Genomic DNA, 18,390 nt, shown 5'->3' with positions numbered 1-18,390 from the left:
TCCGGGCAGCGTAGCGGAACGTTCATCAGAGAAAAAATGGAATCAATAAAGCCCTGCGCAGCGCGCAGGGTCAGCCTGAATACGCGTTTAATGACCAGCACAGTCGTGATGGCAAGGTCAGAATAGCGCTGAGGTCTGCCTCGTGAAGAAGGTGTTGCTGACTCATACCAGGCCTGAATAGCTTCATCATCCAGCCAGAAAGTTATGGAGCCACGGTTGATGAGGGCTTTATTGTAGGTGGGCCAGTTGGTGATTTTGAACTTTTGCTTTGCCACGGAACGGTCTGCGTTGTCGGGAAGATACGTGATCTGATCCTTCAACTCAGCAAAAGTTCGATTTATTCAACAAAGCCGTTTTGAAACTGACGTTAACCGACTTTGCCCGCCTGCTGACACAGCTGTAATCCGGGCAGCGTAGCGGAACGTTCATCAGAGAAAAAATGGAATCAATAAAGCCCTGCGCAGCGCGCAGGGTCAGCCTGAATACGCGTTTAATGACCAGCACAGTCGTGATGGCAAGGTCAGAATAGCGCTGAGGTCTGCCTCGTGAAGAAGGTGTTGCTGACTCATACCAGGCCTGAATAGCTTCATCATCCAGCCAGAAAGTTATGGAGCCACGGTTGATGAGGGCTTTATTGTAGGTGGGCCAGTTGGTGATTTTGAACTTTTGCTTTGCCACGGAACGGTCTGCGTTGTCGGGAAGATGCGTGATCTGATCCTTCAACTCAGCAAAAGTTCGATTTATTCAACAAAGCCGATAGACTTTCCTCCGACTGAAACAACAGGATGATTGAGCCCATGCTTCGATACGAGTTAACGCCGAACAATGCAGGTTTTATACTGTGGGGAGATTCAGAAGCCCTGAATGAATTACATGAACTCATTCATTACATCGTGGATGAAAGCCCACTGATTAAAGTTAAAGACGGATTTATGTTATCCCTTGCCTATGATATTCGTAAAGCACGGGAAGGTAATCGTCGTGTTGAGCAACATCAGTATGATCAACATGATACATATAAGCTTTATGGTGTTGAGCTTTTATGGCCTCTGGTCCTGGTACAGTCCTCAATACTCAGAAACTCAATGGGTTATATTCAGACAGACAAAAACCAGCTGTCTGTCATGTATGCCTTTGAATACCTGATAGAATCAGCATTAACAGAGTCTGAGAGAACAACGTCGAATGATATTATGCTAACAGTAAAATATGCATCAGACTCTGATTTTAATTTCATTGAGGATAATATTGACAGCAGGTGCTGCTATTTTATCAGCCTATCTCCGGAGCAAAGAAAAAAGCAGTTAATCAGTATTGTTCGTTCTTTTCATTCATTATGGGGTAAGTATGCCCGTGAAAAGCAGGACATAAAGATGCTGAACGAAATGAATAATACATCATGGGTCTGGCCGGACAATATCAACTGGTGAGCAACCACTGTCCGGCCAGTGAGTACCATCAGCGGGCTCTTTTACCAAAAATGTCCTCTGAACGTGACTGAAGCTGTTTGAGTGCTTCGAGCATGTCATCATTATCCAGTGAGCGCTGGGATTTCTTCCCTTCCTGCTTTGGCCGTCGTCGGGAAGGGCCATCTCCAGCGGGAATTGACTGAGAGCGCGTGTTATCCCGCTTGCTCTGCACCAGACTGATAAACTCCAGGGTTCGGCCAAGACGCTTGTTATCGACAATCGCGCCCTGGTCGATTTCTGACAGTCGGTCGTAGGTAGAGTAGGGAAGTAGCGTACCGTTCAGGCGCAGCTCTTTTCTGCCATCAGGATAGTGATACACATCGATATATTTACCTATTGCACGGCGACTCAGTTCGCTGTCTTCAATCAGGTACAACATTTTATCATATTGTATCGTCAACGATTTTGAGACTTTACGTTTTTCACGAACAGTGAAAATAAGCCCCAGGTCCTCATCATGTTCTACAGCACGGTGTACGTCAAAATCATGTCGCGGTACTTTGCCAAAACGGCGGTTATAGTCAGCCATATAGGCCTCAGCGAAGTCATTTGCAGCCTCCATTGAACAAATGCCCTGTAACCGCAGCTCTTTGACCAGACGATCCTGTAAAGTGAGGTGAGCTCGTTCTACACGCCCTTTGGCGGGACTGGTTTCTGCACAGATAGTCTGGATGTTCAGTTCATGCATGGCTCGCCCAAACTGAGTATGCCCGTCTCCGCCTGTGGCGTGTTTATTGTTAACACGAAAAACACCGGCTTTATCGCTGTACAGTGCCAGCGGTTTACCATGCTTATCGATATAGCGCCGCGTGGCTTCGAAGTAAGAAAACGTGGACTCCGATTTAACAAACAACAGTTCCATCAGTTTGCTGGTTGCATCATCAACATAGACCAGCGCGGTGCAGGCCGGGCCACGGCCTTCAAACCAGTCGTGATCACAGCCATCTATTTGTATCAGCTCACCAGTACACGGACGCCGGTACCGTGGTTGAGGGATCCTTGCGGCACGTTGTTTACGGGGAACCCATAAGCCAGCCCGCACCATGATGCGCCGGACAGTTTCTTTGCCAAGAAACAGTCCGTGGAGTTCTTCGAGCTTTTCACGCGCCAGAGTCGGACCGAAATCAGCATAACGCGTCTTGATCAGTTCCAGAGCCTGATCTGCGAGCCCGGGTGGCAACTGGCGGTTACCACGCATGCCACATCGTCTGCTGGCCATACCAAGCGGTCCGCCTTCACGGTAACGGGCAAGAAGTCTGCGGCATTGCCTGTCGCTGATACCGAGGTGCTCGGCCGCACGGCGCGTTGTGATGCGACGTTCAATGACGTCCTGTATAATCTTGATCCGGTTGATCTCTTTCAAAGTAAACACTCCTGAGCTTTCTGCGCTCATGATATGCCTCCCGGTAGTTTAAACGGACCAGTGAAGCTTACCATAGCGCGGACATCTGAATTGAGCCACAGGCGGACATTACTATTGAGCCATTACAACTTATGTCTAGCCAATGTTGAAATGTCGTGCTGAAAACAAAGCTGACCTGACGTCAGTGGAGAGTCTGGACAATGCCTTTTTAAGGTTGAGTCAGGCTTTGGAGGAAGAACGTGGTTGCCAGGTTTTCTCGGCTATCATCAGTTTACGTACGGTCTCTTTTGAAATCCGGACACCGTATTCTGTGGTCAGAATTCGCCAGATGGCTGACGGATTCATACCCCGGCCGCGTGAGCGAATAAGCTGCAGTGCCTGATCTCTGATGGTGGTGTTTAACTGATGATTGCCGGGCTTTCCACGGCGCCGGCTGACCAGACCGGCTGGCCCCAGCTCGCGATAGCGCTTAATCAGGCGGGAGCACTGACGACGGGTGAGCTCCATGGACTCTGCCACTTCTGCCAGCGTGATTTCCCGCGCCATATAGGCTTCAATCAAATCCAGGCGTAGCGCTTCGTGAAGTGTCAGGAGCACTGGTTTGTTGTCGTCCATTTTTCTCTCATCTGTCGGCCATATCAGATCCACAGGTGAGGGAAGGGCTCATCGCTTCAGGCTGGGGATAAAATCCTGCGGACTGGCCAGCACCGGGTTGATCGCCCTGAGCTCTTCCAGTGCACGCTCCTGAGCGCGCCTGCGGGGCATTTTTGTACTGCGCATTCGCTTTCCTTCAGCCTCCAGCTCGTCCTGTTTCTGCTGTGCCAGCCTCAGAACGGCACCCAGTCGTTTGTTATCAACAACCGCCCCCTGATCAACGCAGGTCAGTTTATCGAAAATCTTATAACCCAGTGGCCGGTGCTGATGCCGGAAAGTAATGCTTCCGTCAGGGTAATCATAAACGGTAATTTTTTCACCTGCTATGCGCGTATTTTGTTCGGTGGGTTCAATGATATACATGACTTTATCATACTGAAAAGTCAGTGCTTTCGATAAGGTCCGTAGCTCCTGCCAGGCGAAGATATCATTCAGCTCCAGTGGACTCTGTGTGACCGCACGGTGCAGATCTTTAGGGTATTTTGCCGGCCGGGAGAAACGACGGTTAAAATCAGACATGAAATGTTCAATCCACTGATTGGCTTCAGCAACCGAGCTGATGTTCTGCAGGCGCATCTCTTTAATCAGTCGATCCTGGAGCGTTTTATTTACCCGTTCCACGCGACCTTTTGCCTGGCTGCTGTTGGCACAAATCAATTCGATCGCCAGTTCCCGGAGAGCCCGTCCGAACTGGGTTGTGCCGGTACGTCGGCTCTCGGGTCCGCTGACCCTGAACACCGCATGCTTGTCGCTGTAAAATGCGACAGGTTTACCATGTTTATCAATGTATTGCCGGGTAGCCATCATGTAGTCAAACGCGTTTTCTGAATCACAGAATCGCAGGTGCATCAGGCGACCTGTGGCGTCATCCATGAAGACCAGAAGACAGCATTTTGGGGCTCTTCCTTCGAACCAGTCATGGTGAGAGCCATCGATCTGAACCAGTTCGCCGAAACAGTCGCGACGATAGCGCGGCTGGTAAACCCGGGTTCGCCGGCGGGAATGAGGACGCCAGAGACCGTCGGCTGTCATCCAGTTACGGATGGTTTCAACGGAGAGATATATATGATGGCGTTCAGCCAGTTTTTCGGTTGCGAGCGTTGGGCCAAAATCTGAATAGTGGCACCGGATCAAATCCAGGGCTTTACAGCGTGTTTCTTCATCGATCCGGTTGTTTGCAGGACGTCCACGGCGGGAAGATGCAAATGCGGTTGCGCCATCTGTCCGGTACAGACGCACAAGACGCTGCACCTGACGAACACTGAGCTTAAGTATGTCTGCTGCGTCGCGCTGAAGCAAAGCCCGGTCAAATACTCGCTGAATGATGCCAAGCCGGTAAAGTTCTTTGTCTGTCATAGTCACCAACATAAGATCGCGGTCCTGTGCTGAGCAAAATGAAGGCTTAGCGTACACGACGCGTGTGAATTGTGCTGAGACGACAATAACGCTTTGTGCTGACAACTTAAGTGCGCATAATCAGGATTATGTAAGATCAGCGTTAAGTAGTCGATTTATTTGAAAGTGACGTCGTCTTTAAGTTAAAATCACCTATAATCAATACCTACTGGAGCAGCTCATGGCTGACACCTACCTCCCCCCGGGCTTTAAAAAATGCAAATCATGTCAGCAAGTTAAACCCTTTGAACAGTTTGGAAAAGAGCTCAAGGGCAAGTTTGGCCTCAAGAGTAAATGCCGAGCGTGTATTAGCGAGAAAAACAAAACGTACGCAGCAGGCCCAGGGGCCGAAGTAAAGACGCAAAATAATAGGACCTACCAGGCAGAAAACAAGACTGAGCTCGCGGAGAAAATGCGCGTTAAGCGTGCGAAAGGTAATGACTCCAACTTATTGATAGTGTTTTATGTTCAGATAATGCCCGATGACTTTGTCATGCAGCTCCACCGATTTTGAGAACGACAGCGACTTCCGTCCCAGCCGTGCCAGGTGCTGCCTCAGATTCAGGTTATGCCGCTCAATTCGCTGCGTATATCGCTTGCTGATTACGTGCAGCTTTCCCTTCAGGCGGGATTCATACAGCGGCCAGCCATCCGTCATCCATATCACCACGTCAAAGGGTGACAGCAGGCTCATAAGACGCCCCAGCGTCGCCATCGTGCGTTCACCGAATACGTGCGCAACAACCGTCTTCCGGAGCCTGTCATACGCGTAAAACAGCCAGCGCTGGCGCGATTTAGCCCCGACGTATCCCCACTGTTCGTCCATTTCCGCGCAGACGATGACGTCACTGCCCGGCTGTATGCGCGAGGTTACCGACTGCGGCCTGAGTTTTTTAAATGGCGGAAAATCGTGTTGAGGCCAACGCCCATAATGCGGGCGGTTGCCCGGCATCCAACGCCATTCATGGCCATATCAATGATTTTCTGGTGCGTACCGGGTTGAGAAGCGGTGTAAGTGAACTGCAGTTGCCATGTTTTACGGCAGTGAGAGCAGAGATAGCGCTGATGTCCGGCAGTGCTTTTGCCGTTACGCACCACCCCGTCAGTAGCTGAACAGGAGGGACAGCTGATAGAAACAGAAGCCACTGGAGCACCTCAAAAACACCATCATACACTAAATCAGTAAGTTGGCAGCATCACCACCTCGCTGAACCTTGCCATATAAGCATCGTACTCAGCCTGGTCTTCAGGAGATAAAAAATTTGGTGGGAGGAGCATCAGAATCCTTTCATCCTAGCTTGTATACCTTCTTCGTAGGCCAGCTCGCCATTATCGGTAAAAGATGGTTTTTGATGTTTATGATAAAGCTTAATTTTTCGTCAGGCTTGATAGCGTTACCGGAGAGATTTGATCTTTTCTCTTCAACTCGCAATACTGTTTATACATACAGTACAAGAATTCGAGTGTAGCTATGTCTGTTATCCTTGAGCACATTAGCAACAAGCCTTACGAAATGGCACCTTTTTTCAGTGATTTACTAAGCTGTGGAGTGATGAGTCCGTGCGCCGGGCATGAAGATAATGAATTAAATTTGCATGAATATGTAGTCCGCAACCGCCCCTCAACCTTCTTTGTCAGGGCGGCGGGCCTCAGTATGATCAATGCCGGTATCAATGATGGAGCAATACTGGTTGTGGATCGGTCTTTAACAGCACGACACGGCTCTATCGTCGTTGCGCTGGTGGATGGAGAGTTTACGGTAAAGATCTTACACACGTATCCTGAGCTGCTTTTGATGCCTTCTAATCCAGCCTATAAGCCGATACGTGTAAATCCTGAATCCCTTGAGATATGGGGCGTCGTCACCTTTGCACTGAATCAGTTCAGCCATGTACATGCACGTTGATATTAACGGAGCCTATGCGGCATTTGAGTGTGCGATGGATCCCAAGCTGTCAAAAAAGCCGCTCATCATAGCCAGCAATAACGATTCGTCCGTCATTGCAATGAATAAACTGGCTAAAAGCGTTGGTATTAAGCGTGGGACCCCAATTTTTAAGTGCAGGGATTTGATTCAGCAACACCGGATCGAAGTCCGGAGCTCTAACTTTACTTTGTATGAAGACTACTCAAATCGCTTCCATGAAACGCTGGAAAGCTTCGCGCCTCAATCGAGTCGATATAGCATAGATGAAAATTTCATGTTATTGAAAAACATGAACAAGATAATAGATTATGAAGATTACGGCCGGTTGATCAGAAGTACACTTCTTCATAATCTGTCCCTTACCTGTGGTGTGGGTTGTTCAAGCACCAAAACCCTCGCTAAATTATGCACCTATGCGAGCAAACGATGGGCAGCTACAGGCGGGGTTGTAGTTTTGACTGATCAGGCCAGGATCAGGAAGCTCCTGAGCCTGATCAGTACCAGAGAAATATGGGGTATTGGTCGAAAGATTAGTGAACGCCTGTCGGCTTTCGGGATCATCACTGCCGGTGATTTTTATAATAGCGACGTTCGCTTTTTACGTAAAAGCTTTGGCGTTGAAATCGAGCGTACCTGGCGGGAACTGCATGGCGAACCATGTTTCCGGCTGCACGAGTCTCCTCCTGTCAGGCAACAGATTATCGTTTCCAGAAGTTTTGGTCAGCGCCTTAATGAGATAGGCAAGCTACATGAGGCAGTTTCATTTTTTACCGCCCGGGCGGCAGAGCAGCTGCGCAAGGATGGCTCGTGGACCCGTCAAATCACAGTCTTCATTCAGAGTAGCAATTATGCGCAAGGTGAAAACCGCTACAGCAATTGTGGTATCGAGCCGCTTACCGCTACACAGGACACCCGCGATCTGGTTGATGCAGCCATGACCATCCTGAACCGCATTTACAGACCCGGGATAGCGTATGCGAAAGCAGGGGTAATGCTCTCCGCTATGACTGACGGCACAGAGCAACTCAGCCTGTTTGATACTCGCCCGGCCAGGCCTGGCAGTCAGGCACTGATGAAAGTTATGGACCGGTTCAATAAAGAAAAGCGCGGAGCTCTGTTTTTACTGGGGGAAGGCATTCAACAGGATTTTCGTATGAAGCAGGCCATGCTATCACCGAGATATACGACCCGCTGGGATGAATTACTCGTTGTAAAAGCGTAGCGGCCATGACCGGCATGGCCGTACTCATCAAATGTGAAAGTAACTTTAGGCCCCGCGAGCTTTTTCGATTGCGCCCTGCAAAGTTGCTGCGTCCATAGCCCCGGGGATAAATGTGGTAGTCGCCGCATTCGGCTTTTTCATATTCATAATGATGAAACCGGGTGTGCCGGTGATCCCGAGCGCTTCGCCCAGCTGCATATTGCCGGAGATCACGTTTTCATACCGGTTTTTTTCCCTGTCAGAAAACGTGCTGTTAAACCCTGACTTTTCCACCACAGTATTAAAGTCAGTGAGTTCGAATTTGCGTTGAGAGGTCATGAAGGTATGAGCCACAGCCATCAGGTTGTTGTGGTACTTACGATAGGCTTCAGCACCGAAATTCTGATAGACGTGCAGACCCGTAGCGGCCCCCATGGCAGATACAGGTTTTGAACCGGCAAAAATCGGGAATTCTTTAAAGAAGAATTTTACATCTTTGCTCTGATTCATTACCGATTCAACAACAGGTGTAACCCGCATGCAGTAAATACACTGATAGTCGAAGAACTCGATTACCGCGACGTCGGCGTCATCAGGGCCGATGTTTGGCGTCTCCTTGGTATCCAGCAGAGCTGGCGCATATGGAATTATTCGTTCCACTGAGGCACTCACGTTCTGATTTTCCAGCGCCTTACCTGCTTCCACTAAATAATGGGGATTTTTTACCAGGTAAGTAGCGGCAATTTTGCCAATTTCTTCCTCACTGAGCACCTTCGGTTTAAAATAAGTTGCCGTGATTAACGCCGAGGCAGCGGTAGCAATAACCGCAGAAATTAAAATCGTGGCCATCGGTTTTAAATAAAATTCTTTAGACATAGCTACCTTTATGCTTTTCAGCCTGTTAGTTATTAACCTGCGATGGATTATACTGGCCCGGTAAATCGGAATTATTCGTGAAACAATGCTTTTTGGAGATTAAAGGATGATTAGGCAGGGCTTTATACTCACAACCGCAATGCTTTTGAGTGGATGCGGATATCATTTCGCAAACCAGGTAGATGCGTACGATCTAATGCCTCGTCCTGTTACAAATAAAAGGTTTCAGATAGTCCCTCCGGACGAAAGTATTCAGTCCAGAATGTTTTCAGGCCGTTTTGCTGATGGATTAGCAAAAAAAGGAGTCATTATTTCCACTCACCAGCCAGATTATGTGCTCAGGTTCCGAATCAGCAGCTCACAGGAGAACATGCAGTATAGCGAGCAGCTTCTTACTGGGGTGACAGGCTACGTTGTAGATAAAAAGACAACGAGAACTGACAAGCATGGCGAATTGCATACTGACTATGACTACAAGCCAGTCGATGGGGTAATAGGCACTGAGACGATGTCGCAGATGCACTATATGCGACAGCTGGATGTCGAGGTATACCCGTCAGCGAAAGGAGCAAAGCAGGTTCTGAAAGTGAGTATGCAAAGCAATGCACCTGTGCCGTCAGACAGCATTGCTTATTCAGCAATGATCGACGCCTTTACTGATAAATTTGATGCGCCGCTGCGTTCCGGAAATTATGTTGCAGTGATCCCCTGGAACTGAAAGCAGACGGCGGGAAGAGAATGTTCAAAAGTGACTTTTGGACACGCACATTAACGTGGCTATCGCCCTCCCCCATTAAAATCATAAAGTCGGTAAAGATCGCCCATCGTGATGGAATTGGGCTTATTAATGAACAGATACTGTAACTGTTCTTTATGTTGAGTACTGGCAGCTGCATTCATAAGCACTTCCAGGTAGAACTTGTAGCCTATGCTTCGCTCTGAATACATATACTGGAACTGCATCAGTAAAATGCCTGACATAACATACAACAGCAGCAGACTGAGTAATACAGTGCTATCAGGCTGTTCCAGTGCCATACTGACATACCCTGAACCCAGAATGCACAGAAGCCACCCCGTCATTAGAGCAGGCACCCTACGACTCAGACGTTTATAACAACGTTTTATTACGGGATCCCGGAGATACTTTTTGTCAGGTATCCCCGTTGCTCTGATGACGAAGCTACTGAGTATCGACATCTTTTTTCCTTCTGGACGCTCTCAGTCAATAAATCAGGCCAGGCGCTCATTGAAAGCTACCACGAGCTGCGAATCGGGATTTTTTACCAGTTCGGGCCGGATAACTTTTAGTTGCCTCGTTGGGGCGAGCTCATCTGTAGGCCTGATGGTGGTATTACCCGGCCCCTTGCGGGTACTGTCGGTGTTTACCTTGAGCTTTTTATTTCCCAGGTAGCTTTCCATCTTTTTAGAGATGGTGTCACCTGTGGTCGCAACACCAGAGAGTTCCTTTAGATGTTCACCTTTATCCATTTGTACCGATGACATCAGAAATCCGATTCCGGGATCGTTTTCCGTTCCACAGGCTCCGTACTGACATTGTGCAGCGAAAACGGGCTGTACACCTACAGCAACCAGCATTAACGTACTCAGTAAAGTAGATTTCATACACACCTCTTACAGTCGGAAAAGTTACTTTTGCGCAGCGCCCATTTGGGTCACCAGGTTTTCCGGGCTCAGCCACCCCGTAAATAACTGCGGTTTGCCGCTTAGTGTCACCATGGTAGGAGTACCTTGCAGCGGGATTGTTGAGGCCACCTGGAAATGCGATTTGATAATGTTTAAGCAAGCCTCATCAGGACGTCCTTCCGGGATAGTTGAAACCGGATTCATCGCTGCATCCAGAGCTTCGTTTGGCTTTGCTGAACACCAGATTTTGGCCATGTTCCCGGCTACTACCGAGTTCAGTCCTGCACGTGGGAATGCAAGAAACTTAATCGAAATACCGGCATCAAGATAAGACTTCAGATCATGATGCAGTTTTTGGCAGTATCCACAGGTTATATCGGTAAAGATAGCAAGCCGGTATTTTTCGTTTGGTGATTTGTAGTCGATGGATTTTGTTTTGGATGCGAATTCCCGGACGCCCATTAAAATGGCCTGCTCAGTGGTGTTTACCACATCTTTACCTTTCACGTGGAATAAGCTTCCGGTAAAAATGTAATCTCCGTCTTTGCTCACGTAACTTACCCCCTCCCTGGAAATCACCGTAAAAATATCTTTTACTGGCGAGGGTTCGACGTGCTCGATTGAAAGCCCAATGGCTTTGAGCTTATCCCGGGCTGCATCTGGCAGTACCATTGTATTAACCGGCTCGGCATTCATCGTGAAGGCGGTACTTAATGAAAGAAGTAATACCGATGCCTTAATAATTTTTTTCATTTCCGCTCCTTAAATCGAGCACTAATATTATCACGCCCCAAAATTCCAGAATTTTGCTTAAACGCTTAAATCAACGGGTAAAGCCGAAAGAAAGTCGATAGATATATGGGAGAATAGATAAAACGTAGATTCAGTGGAGAAATCGTTGTGTTTACACCACCAGCAGATGATGTGAAACCTATTCCCGTTCCTGATGAGATTTACACTCAGTGCATTACGGATGCCGCCCGCTACTTCGGAATTGATGCTGAACTGGTTTTTACGTTGTTTGACAATGAAGGCGGTAAGGTTGGTACTTTCAGCAGGAATACTAACGGCACTTATGATATTGGCCCAATGCAGATCAACTCATCCAATCTACCTGAAATAAAAAAGCATTTCCCGACGGTAACGTGGCGGGTTCTGGCTTACGATGCTTGCGCAAGTTTCTGGGTTGGAACATGGTGGCTCTATAGAAAAATTGTTGATCGCAAGGGCAATGTGTTTGAAGGGATTGCAGATTACAACAGCAAAACCCCAAAGGTACGTGCAAAGTACATATTTAACTTCATGGTAAAGTACAATCGCCGGATCCAGCAGCGTAACGGGATGGGTGAGCTTTATCAATGGACCCAGCAACCTCCTCGATACAATGGCCATATAGCTAAAAATGTCCCGGAGCAAAACCCGACTCCTGTTGTTAAATAAATACAACCCGATATTACAGAAGATCATCGAGTGGCTTGGGTAAACCACCACAAATATTTCACACTGACTCAGGAGTAATATATTGTCTTCTTCTGCAAGAAATTTATTTAAGATTCTCTCTTCTTTCTTGATCCAGAAAAACCCTCATCATGAAGAAGTATGTGTTCATGAAGAAACAACAGCTGGTTTATGGGCCCCTCTCCCTGATTCGCATGTCGTGCTTTTCTTAGATTTCGATGGGGTTTGCCACAGGTGTAAAAATGAAACCTTTGAGCGAATGCCACTGTTAGAGAAATTGCTGGATAACTGCCCTGCCATGGTGATTGTTATCTCCAGCTCATGGCGTGAGTGCGCTAATACAAGTTATCTGAAATCTCTGTTCCGGGTGCCTTATAGAGACAAAATCATAGGTGCAACCGGTTCGGTATATTTAAAACACGGACAGACTGGTGTGCGGGCTGCCGAGTGTGAGGACTTTGTCTTTTCACATCGAGTTAAAGCATTTATCTGCCTTGATGACGACGAATCATTATTTCCGGCCGGTTATCCGCATTTGCACAAAACCGATTATTACACGGGCCTCACCGAATCTGACCTTGCAGCTCTTAACGCAAGGTACCATCAGCTCATGGGACGCTGATGAACAAAGTAACTTTCCTTTTACCCTGTCACTGCTGATCTCGTACGCCCATCCACTTTAGGATTGATTGTTTTATACCATACGCAATAATGTCTCATATGAATTCGACAAGAAAGGGACATTATGCTGCATCACTGTCAGGCTAAGTCACTGGATGACATATACCTTGAGGATATTCCCCACATCATACATCCGGCCACGGCGGTACATGACCTCGAAGATACCGCCCTGCCAAACCGGATTATTCAGGAATGGAATTTACCGCAGGGATATACACAGTTTGTCAGCCGGTATCACCAGTTCCACCATCAACGCCCCTGGCTCGCTTACCGCGATACGCTTGACGACATCAGATACGGTAAGATCGTTCTGCTTAGAAAAGACATAACCGGCAATGCCGGGCCGGGGGTTATATCAAATGGCAACCTACGCAATGACCTGCCCCTGTCCCTCTTTACCCGTCTGCGCGATATCATCTCTCGTCAGTTGAAACGCCCGGGGTATTACGTTCGATCAACGACACCAGCACAGCACGCCCAATCAACAAAAACCATTAATTCCAAAGCGGCTGGTCGTCTTCTCGCAGCTGGCGGGCTTTATAATGGAAATGTGGAGGGATTTCGACATACGGCTGAACAACTTGGCGGCGAAGCTGTTGAAGGCTATGACCAGGTATTGAACGAAACAACTTCAGGTATGCTGGTTGCAGCGGCTTCACTTCTGGTTATCCGAAATCCAAGGTCTGCGGATGAATTGACAAGTTATCTCGGCAAGTACAAAAAAGCACACGTTTTGCTCGATGATATGAATGTTAGCGAATTGAACTACATGCGCCGAGACAGAGCTGAATATTTAGCTCTCCGTGGACAATTCAACAATACTGTACGCCCTAACTTCCTTAAATCACTTTCAGACCACCCAGATGCCCTGGCTACGTTTGAACCTAACGATTTGATGAAACTTGCAACAGGCAAGGTCCCCTCTGGGTGGCAGGTTCACCACAAGATCCCTCTTGATGATGGTGGCACAAACGCTATAGACAACCTGGTACTTATTCAGAATTCACCATACCATTCAGCACTGTCGAAAGCACAATCCATCATTACGAAGGATCTACCGTATAATTCAAGCACCAAAGTTCTATGGCCATCGCCGAACGGTGTTATCTACCCGGTAGGAAAGTAAGAGGCGCTCATGAAAGATTTAACTCAACTACTCAGCAGCTTAAAGAGGTTGATGGTTGCAGATCACTACCCTTTAGCCAGCCCGGTAGCCCCGGAAGTCTTGAAAGACTTAATCTGCAATCCGCCTCCAGTGGAGTGGGCAGATCACAAAAAGAGCGCCTATATAGATATACAGAAACTCATTAAAACCAGGCTTGATTATGCCCAAGTGTTTAATGCTATGGATGGTTTTGAGTACAACGGACTTACGTTTTATAACCTTGTTCAGGCAGAGAACGAAAATCTATTGTGGTCAAATATTTACATACGCAACTTTGAAGCACGAGACAATGAAATCTACGTTGACCCAAATCTCACTGATAAGGTGTTAATCGGAGAAGATGGCATGTCACTTTTCGCTTATAGTTTTGCAGACGACTGCTTTCAGATAAGAGACAAAGCATCTACTGATTATGTTATTGAATCTCATACAGAGTTTGATAGATTTTTGTCTTCACTGATTCAAACCGTCAGTTGAATGTTCCGCAAGAGCGGTACTTCTGAAAAAAAGGCCGCAAACACATACTTTGCGGCCTTAATTGTTTAGCAGTAATTTACAATCTATTGATAGTCATTTCAGGAGGTTATATTCAACCTCCCTTATTTTTTATTTTCATTAAGCCACTGATCCGCTTTATCGACACGTGACTGGTAAGGCTCATTTGTGTTGCTCAGCTCTGACTTCATGTACTGAATGAATTCATCTGCTTTCTGAGGCCCAAAGCGTGGGTCATCCGTCAATTGCTGCCGGATAGCCCTTTCAGAGTTCTGCGCTGCATTCGCATAAGTCGAAACGCCGTCGCTGCTAATACTCTGATACCGGTCACTTACAGCTGCGACGCCATCAGACATCTGCATGTGATTAAGGACTTTACCCTGGAGAGAATCAGGCATATTTGCAGGGTTAGAGGCATCATTTGCTATCGATGTCTGGGTTTGAAGGATGCCCGCTCCCGTAAGCATCTCATTTACCGGTTTCGCCCCAACGCTGGTTAGCGTATCCGAAACAAATTGCTGGCCCCCGAGTAGCGCACCAGAAATCGCGCCCCGCTCAGTGTTGGCCTCTATCTTTTCCCCAACCAAGCGATCTGTGACGGTCTGAGTGCGGTTACCAACGAGACCACCGCCCGACCCACCTTCTCCCAGGTTTGCCCGTACGACTGACTCAAGTGAACCATCAGCTCTGTTATGAGTGTTGAAACTGCTATGGATGCTCTTAACGTCATTCATACTCCAGTTAACGTTATAGTTACCCAGTTCATTAAGGATCTTCTGGGTATCCGCTTTGAGCTGCTCTCTTTCGGCACCGGTAGCCATGGTGCTGGCACCATAGGTAAAGACAGCTTGCTGTGCCAATTCAGCTCGCTTATCGTCCCGGCTTAAGTTCGGGTTGTTGGCAACACGACTAAAGTAGTTATCAGTGTTATTAGATAAGCCACGAACTTGCCCGCTCTGATACATACTGTTCAAAGCAGTGGCTCGTTGATCCATTCCATCACCAACCACCCGACCTCCAACCTTTTCCAGATCGTTAAATGTGCCTTCTGCATTTCTGACATCCTGACCCGAATTGACGACTTTCTCTACACCCTGATTATTCAGTACAGGTCCATTCTTTTCGAGAGAATTAAGCACATTCCTTTCTTCATCAGAATAAGTGCGGCCCACGTTGTTGTTATGTATTCCCTGAATATCGCCTTTGCCCGCGTTATCAAGGTTATACGGAGTAAAGCCAGCTTCACTTTTTCCAGGGACATGCTGTGTCGCGTCCTGAGCGTTGGAGGAAAGACCGAGTTTAGCCTGCGAATCTACACTTCCACCCAGTTCCCCTACGCGTGACGCACTCATCACGCCAGACGTATTTACGCTGTCAGGAGTTCTATCCTGTGCCTGAGTGATAGTATTAATTCCTGACCCGTCACCTGAAATTCTGTCGAGCTGATTGGTGATAGGTAGCAGCTGCTGTGCATTACCACCGAAGTCGGAAACCAGACTTTTAAGCAGGCTGGAGGTTTCACGGAGATCCTGTTTATTACTTTCGGCCGTCTCTCCCCGGGCGGTATCAATCGCAATTTTTTGCTCACTGAAATCTCGGGTTGCAGCCACAAGCGCGTCAGTACGTTGAAGCTGCGATCCAAGCTGATTACTGGCCTTGAAGGTATCGTTATAGGAGTTGAATTTCTCCATAAACGCATTCTCATCCAGCCCATTCTTACGAGCAAAATTCCTTACATCATCATCACTGAAGTTTTTGTTGCGAATAGAATCGGAGAACCTGTCCAGGTTAATGCTTTGTTTAGAATCAAGGCTCATTCCACTATTGGAGCTTGCGTTAGTCGAAACCGATGTAGAAATATTTTGCGCCATCGTCTGTGTCGCCTGGTTCATTTTCGACGATGCTTCTTTAAACGCATTAGTATTGGATATCTGATCGCTGCTTACCTGAGACGCCGCTTTACTGAACTGGTCAGTTAACGCAGAATCCTGGCTAAGCTGATTCGTGATTGCTTTTGAAAGGTCATTTGAAAGCGAGTCACTGCCTGTATTGGTCTTAGATGCACCGCTACTCAATTGCCCTGCTACAGCCGCTTTCAGCCCGGCTCCATTGCCAGTTCCAACACCTCCATTAAGCCCAGCGTTGAGAATAACATTTGAAGCAATGCTGGCCATCTGAGACGCACTCACCCCATGTTTCGTTGCAATACCTTCTGCTACAGAGGCACCAATCTTATCCGAGATCTGCTTCATTGTTTGCAGGTTGGTTGAGAACTGCTGGCTCGACTGTCCTGACCTTCCAATTTCGCTCATCTGACTGTAACCAGCCTGGAATGAATTACTTGCCGCACTCATAACTGATGAGGTTACAGCTGATCCTTGTCCCTGGCTGTTAGCGATACTTGAACCAGCATTCCACATTCCAAGACGGAAATTACTTGAATCAACTGCGCCGCCATCGCTGTATCCCTGACCGGTACTGGTTAAGGCGGTTCGTGTCACGTCACCAAATGAAGATTTACCGCTGTTAGGGCCATCCCATACTTTGGGCGTTACATGACCAGTATCCACCGGCGCATCGGGGGTCACTCCCTTAACCGCATTCATCATCGGGTGAATCGACTGTGTCATCAGGAATAATGTGAGTACCGGAATCAGAGCATAGAGGGCGGAAGCAACAGACAGGTATGAACTGTATGTTTCCGCAAGCCCTGGGAGTCCCATCCACGTGACGGCATTATTCTGGCTGTTGAGGGTGCTCCAGGTATCCAAGTCGGCCGTCGCGACTTTCTTCACATACGCGTTGACCATTACTGCCGTAAGCGGCCACATATTCACGAAGAGGATAAGTTGCAAATATTTCGCCGCAGCGGCAACACCATTACCACCTAACGCCAGCAGCATAAGCAAAGCAAATGGAGCAACCATATAAGCAAACATTTCAAGGAATGCGATTGCTGCTCCCGACAGTTGTAACCACAACTGGCCCTGTGAAGCCATTGTGTTGGTTCGCTTCAGAGAAGCCTCAAACAACTGCATATCGGAAGCCAGACCGAGTGGGGTCTTATATTTGCTTGCGCCATTTCTGAGCTCATTCATAATGAACAGGTTCAGGGTGGCGTCATACGAACCAATAGCCTTACCGTACATACCATTTGCTGACGCCATAACATCAGTAAAGCTTGCGCCGGTAGGTGCACCATTTGCTTCGTCTGGAGTAAGGATGCCGTTTGTCTGTCCTATAAGGGAAATAGTCTGGCGAGCTTCAGCTGTACTGGTAACCTGTTTCACAGTTGACCAGACCTCATCACACGTACCAGATTTTGAACCGTTAGCGCCAACAATACTGGCAGAGGCATTCTTCAGTGCGCCTTTCATCGCCTGATTAATCCGGTCCATGCTATCTGCCAGATTAGCTGAGAAAATATCGTTAAAAATAGTTTCTTTACCGGCAATATTTGCGCTTGAGTTTTGGGTAGCCTTCAGGCAGTTGTATGCAAGAGACTGAACGGTAGCACATACGTTCATTGGCCCTAGCCCGCTGGCCGGTTCAGGAAATGCGGAACAGTAGCCCTGGCTATCGCCGCCCCATTGCAAAAACTTCACGAATCGGATCATCGGACCGAGGGTGATGTCATCGTCCAGAGTTGTTGCAGACAGGTCCACCGGAGAAAGCGGATCAAACGCTGTTTTATAATCCTTCAGCAAACCCTGGCTTAAGTTAGTGGTGACGGTTGCCATCGCAGCAATAAAAATTGGAATTCCGTCGACGTTTCTGACCTCTCCCGACTTTACAGATTCAATAGTTACATCCACTCGAACCATTGCCATCATGAAAAGGATCAACCCCAAAAACCAGGAGAAAAACGGTAATTCATTTTTGGTCGGAGCCTGAAGCCATAGCCACGTTTTATAGAATAGGCTCACACCTGCTACAACGGCGGCCGTGGTCAGGAACTCTTTTACACCAGTATATTGAGAAAAGATCAGGGCAATACCGGTAAAAGCCGACCAGACAAAATCAATATCACCCAGGGTATATATGTTGTAATCCATGTCA

17 protein-coding genes and 2 pseudogenes are annotated in these 18,390 nt (G+C 47.8%); 8 read left to right on the top strand and 11 right to left on the bottom strand.

The window, feature by feature from the left end; translation table 11 throughout:
• Positions 1-320 (bottom strand): annotated as a pseudogene (locus tag ACOTWU_RS23230) (transposase); the annotation flags it as partial.
• Positions 321-351: 31 nt separating this feature from the next.
• A pseudogene (locus tag ACOTWU_RS23225) lies at positions 352-723 on the bottom strand (IS5/IS1182 family transposase); the annotation flags it as partial.
• A 74-nt stretch (positions 724-797) separates the two neighbouring features.
• On the opposite strand from ACOTWU_RS23225, the gene ACOTWU_RS23220 reads away from it, so the two are divergent.
• Positions 798-1,430, top strand: a complete 633-nt coding sequence (locus ACOTWU_RS23220; RefSeq protein ID WP_001567369.1) for a DUF6904 family protein — start codon at positions 798-800, stop codon at positions 1,428-1,430.
• Between the two features lie 28 nt (positions 1,431-1,458).
• Here ACOTWU_RS23220 and ACOTWU_RS23215 read toward each other — a convergent pair whose 3' ends face one another.
• From ACOTWU_RS23215 to ACOTWU_RS23200, 4 genes are all read right to left on the bottom strand, one after another.
• A complete protein-coding gene (locus tag ACOTWU_RS23215) occupies positions 1,459-2,862 on the bottom strand; it encodes an ISNCY-like element ISKpn21 family transposase (RefSeq protein WP_001567368.1) in 1,404 nt (467 codons plus the stop codon).
• Between the two features lie 189 nt (positions 2,863-3,051).
• Complete coding sequence (locus ACOTWU_RS23210) at positions 3,052-3,447, bottom strand: helix-turn-helix domain-containing protein (RefSeq protein WP_004143398.1); 396 nt, start codon at positions 3,445-3,447, stop codon at positions 3,052-3,054.
• Positions 3,448-3,495: 48 nt separating this feature from the next.
• A complete protein-coding gene (locus ACOTWU_RS23205; RefSeq protein ID WP_077253535.1) occupies positions 3,496-4,842 on the bottom strand; it encodes an ISNCY family transposase in 1,347 nt (448 codons plus the stop codon).
• Positions 4,843-5,329: 487 nt separating this feature from the next.
• Positions 5,330-6,027 (bottom strand): IS1-like element IS1B family transposase gene (locus ACOTWU_RS23200; RefSeq protein WP_095033700.1). Its coding sequence is split into 2 segments (ribosomal slippage): positions 5,330-5,778 and positions 5,778-6,027, totalling 699 coding nucleotides; the frame shifts between segments, so codons are not numbered across the junction.
• A gap of 325 nt (positions 6,028-6,352) precedes the next feature.
• On the opposite strand from ACOTWU_RS23200, the gene umuD reads away from it, so the two are divergent.
• The gene (gene umuD, locus ACOTWU_RS23195) at positions 6,353-6,787 is read left to right on the top strand and encodes a translesion error-prone DNA polymerase V autoproteolytic subunit (protein ID WP_000111290.1); all 435 of its coding nucleotides are present in this window, start codon (positions 6,353-6,355) and stop codon (positions 6,785-6,787) included.
• Entirely contained in the window at positions 6,777-8,030 is a 1,254-nt protein-coding gene (gene umuC / locus ACOTWU_RS23190) for a translesion error-prone DNA polymerase V subunit UmuC (protein WP_001371894.1), read from the top strand. Before umuD ends, umuC begins: the two co-directional genes overlap by 11 nt.
• Before the next feature lie 45 nt (positions 8,031-8,075).
• Here umuC and ACOTWU_RS23185 read toward each other — a convergent pair whose 3' ends face one another.
• The gene (locus ACOTWU_RS23185) at positions 8,076-8,885 is read right to left on the bottom strand and encodes a DsbA family protein (RefSeq protein WP_000031378.1); all 810 of its coding nucleotides are present in this window, start codon (positions 8,883-8,885) and stop codon (positions 8,076-8,078) included.
• Between the two features lie 370 nt (positions 8,886-9,255).
• On the opposite strand from ACOTWU_RS23185, the gene ACOTWU_RS23180 reads away from it, so the two are divergent.
• Positions 9,256-9,603, top strand: a complete 348-nt coding sequence (locus ACOTWU_RS23180; RefSeq protein ID WP_121343843.1) for a hypothetical protein — start codon at positions 9,256-9,258, stop codon at positions 9,601-9,603.
• Between the two features lie 59 nt (positions 9,604-9,662).
• Here the strand turns inward: ACOTWU_RS23180 and ACOTWU_RS23175 are convergent, their stop codons facing one another.
• The 3 genes from ACOTWU_RS23175 to ACOTWU_RS23165 all read right to left on the bottom strand — a co-directional run bounded on the left by ACOTWU_RS23175 (position 9,663) and on the right by ACOTWU_RS23165 (position 11,285).
• Entirely contained in the window at positions 9,663-9,923 is a 261-nt protein-coding gene (locus tag ACOTWU_RS23175) for a hypothetical protein (RefSeq protein WP_001439466.1), read from the bottom strand.
• A 195-nt stretch (positions 9,924-10,118) separates the two neighbouring features.
• Complete coding sequence (locus ACOTWU_RS23170; protein ID WP_000843243.1) at positions 10,119-10,511, bottom strand: hypothetical protein; 393 nt, start codon at positions 10,509-10,511, stop codon at positions 10,119-10,121.
• Positions 10,512-10,535: 24 nt separating this feature from the next.
• Entirely contained in the window at positions 10,536-11,285 is a 750-nt protein-coding gene (locus ACOTWU_RS23165; protein WP_000720274.1) for a thioredoxin fold domain-containing protein, read from the bottom strand.
• Between the two features lie 147 nt (positions 11,286-11,432).
• On the opposite strand from ACOTWU_RS23165, the gene ACOTWU_RS23160 reads away from it, so the two are divergent.
• From ACOTWU_RS23160 to ACOTWU_RS23145, 4 genes are all read left to right on the top strand, one after another.
• Positions 11,433-11,972 (top strand): lytic transglycosylase domain-containing protein, encoded by a 540-nt coding sequence (locus ACOTWU_RS23160; RefSeq protein ID WP_000494968.1) that lies wholly within the window; start codon positions 11,433-11,435, stop codon positions 11,970-11,972.
• A gap of 82 nt (positions 11,973-12,054) precedes the next feature.
• Entirely contained in the window at positions 12,055-12,612 is a 558-nt protein-coding gene (locus ACOTWU_RS23155) for an HAD domain-containing protein (RefSeq protein ID WP_001371950.1), read from the top strand.
• Positions 12,613-12,735: 123 nt separating this feature from the next.
• Complete coding sequence (locus ACOTWU_RS23150) at positions 12,736-13,797, top strand: HNH endonuclease signature motif containing protein (protein ID WP_000902297.1); 1,062 nt, start codon at positions 12,736-12,738, stop codon at positions 13,795-13,797.
• A gap of 9 nt (positions 13,798-13,806) precedes the next feature.
• Positions 13,807-14,313, top strand: coding sequence for a YrhA family protein (locus tag ACOTWU_RS23145; RefSeq protein WP_000654195.1), 507 nt, complete (start codon positions 13,807-13,809; stop codon positions 14,311-14,313).
• Between the two features lie 122 nt (positions 14,314-14,435).
• Here ACOTWU_RS23145 and ACOTWU_RS23140 read toward each other — a convergent pair whose 3' ends face one another.
• Entirely contained in the window at positions 14,436-18,386 is a 3,951-nt protein-coding gene (locus tag ACOTWU_RS23140; protein ID WP_000386160.1) for a conjugal transfer protein TraG N-terminal domain-containing protein, read from the bottom strand.
• Positions 18,387-18,390 lie beyond the last annotated feature (4 nt).

Origin of the sequence: Enterobacter cloacae complex sp. GYL001 (assembly GCF_049237125.1) — a bacterium.
Classification (GTDB): Bacteria; Pseudomonadota; Gammaproteobacteria; order Enterobacterales; family Enterobacteriaceae; genus Enterobacter; species Enterobacter hormaechei_C.
This window is presented reverse-complemented; position numbering and strand designations above follow the sequence as displayed.

Excerpts from the sequence above, each read along its gene's own strand:
- ACOTWU_RS23220 (WP_001567369.1), top strand. The coding sequence starts at position 798 with ATGCTTCGATACGAGTTAACGCCGAACAATGCAGGTTTTATACTGTGG.
- ACOTWU_RS23215 (WP_001567368.1), bottom strand. The coding sequence starts at position 2,862 with ATGAGCGCAGAAAGCTCAGGAGTGTTTACTTTGAAAGAGATCAACCGG.
- ACOTWU_RS23210 (WP_004143398.1), bottom strand. The coding sequence starts at position 3,447 with ATGGACGACAACAAACCAGTGCTCCTGACACTTCACGAAGCGCTACGC.
- ACOTWU_RS23205 (WP_077253535.1), bottom strand. The coding sequence starts at position 4,842 with ATGACAGACAAAGAACTTTACCGGCTTGGCATCATTCAGCGAGTATTT.
- umuD (WP_000111290.1), top strand. The coding sequence starts at position 6,353 with ATGTCTGTTATCCTTGAGCACATTAGCAACAAGCCTTACGAAATGGCA.
- umuC (WP_001371894.1), top strand. The coding sequence starts at position 6,777 with ATGCACGTTGATATTAACGGAGCCTATGCGGCATTTGAGTGTGCGATG.
- ACOTWU_RS23185 (WP_000031378.1), bottom strand. The coding sequence starts at position 8,885 with ATGTCTAAAGAATTTTATTTAAAACCGATGGCCACGATTTTAATTTCT.
- ACOTWU_RS23180 (WP_121343843.1), top strand. The coding sequence starts at position 9,256 with ATGCAGTATAGCGAGCAGCTTCTTACTGGGGTGACAGGCTACGTTGTA.
- ACOTWU_RS23175 (WP_001439466.1), bottom strand. The coding sequence starts at position 9,923 with ATGGCACTGGAACAGCCTGATAGCACTGTATTACTCAGTCTGCTGCTG.
- ACOTWU_RS23170 (WP_000843243.1), bottom strand. The coding sequence starts at position 10,511 with ATGAAATCTACTTTACTGAGTACGTTAATGCTGGTTGCTGTAGGTGTA.
- ACOTWU_RS23165 (WP_000720274.1), bottom strand. The coding sequence starts at position 11,285 with ATGAAAAAAATTATTAAGGCATCGGTATTACTTCTTTCATTAAGTACC.
- ACOTWU_RS23150 (WP_000902297.1), top strand. The coding sequence starts at position 12,736 with ATGCTGCATCACTGTCAGGCTAAGTCACTGGATGACATATACCTTGAG.
- ACOTWU_RS23145 (WP_000654195.1), top strand. The coding sequence starts at position 13,807 with ATGAAAGATTTAACTCAACTACTCAGCAGCTTAAAGAGGTTGATGGTT.
- ACOTWU_RS23140 (WP_000386160.1), bottom strand. The coding sequence starts at position 18,386 with ATGGATTACAACATATATACCCTGGGTGATATTGATTTTGTCTGGTCG.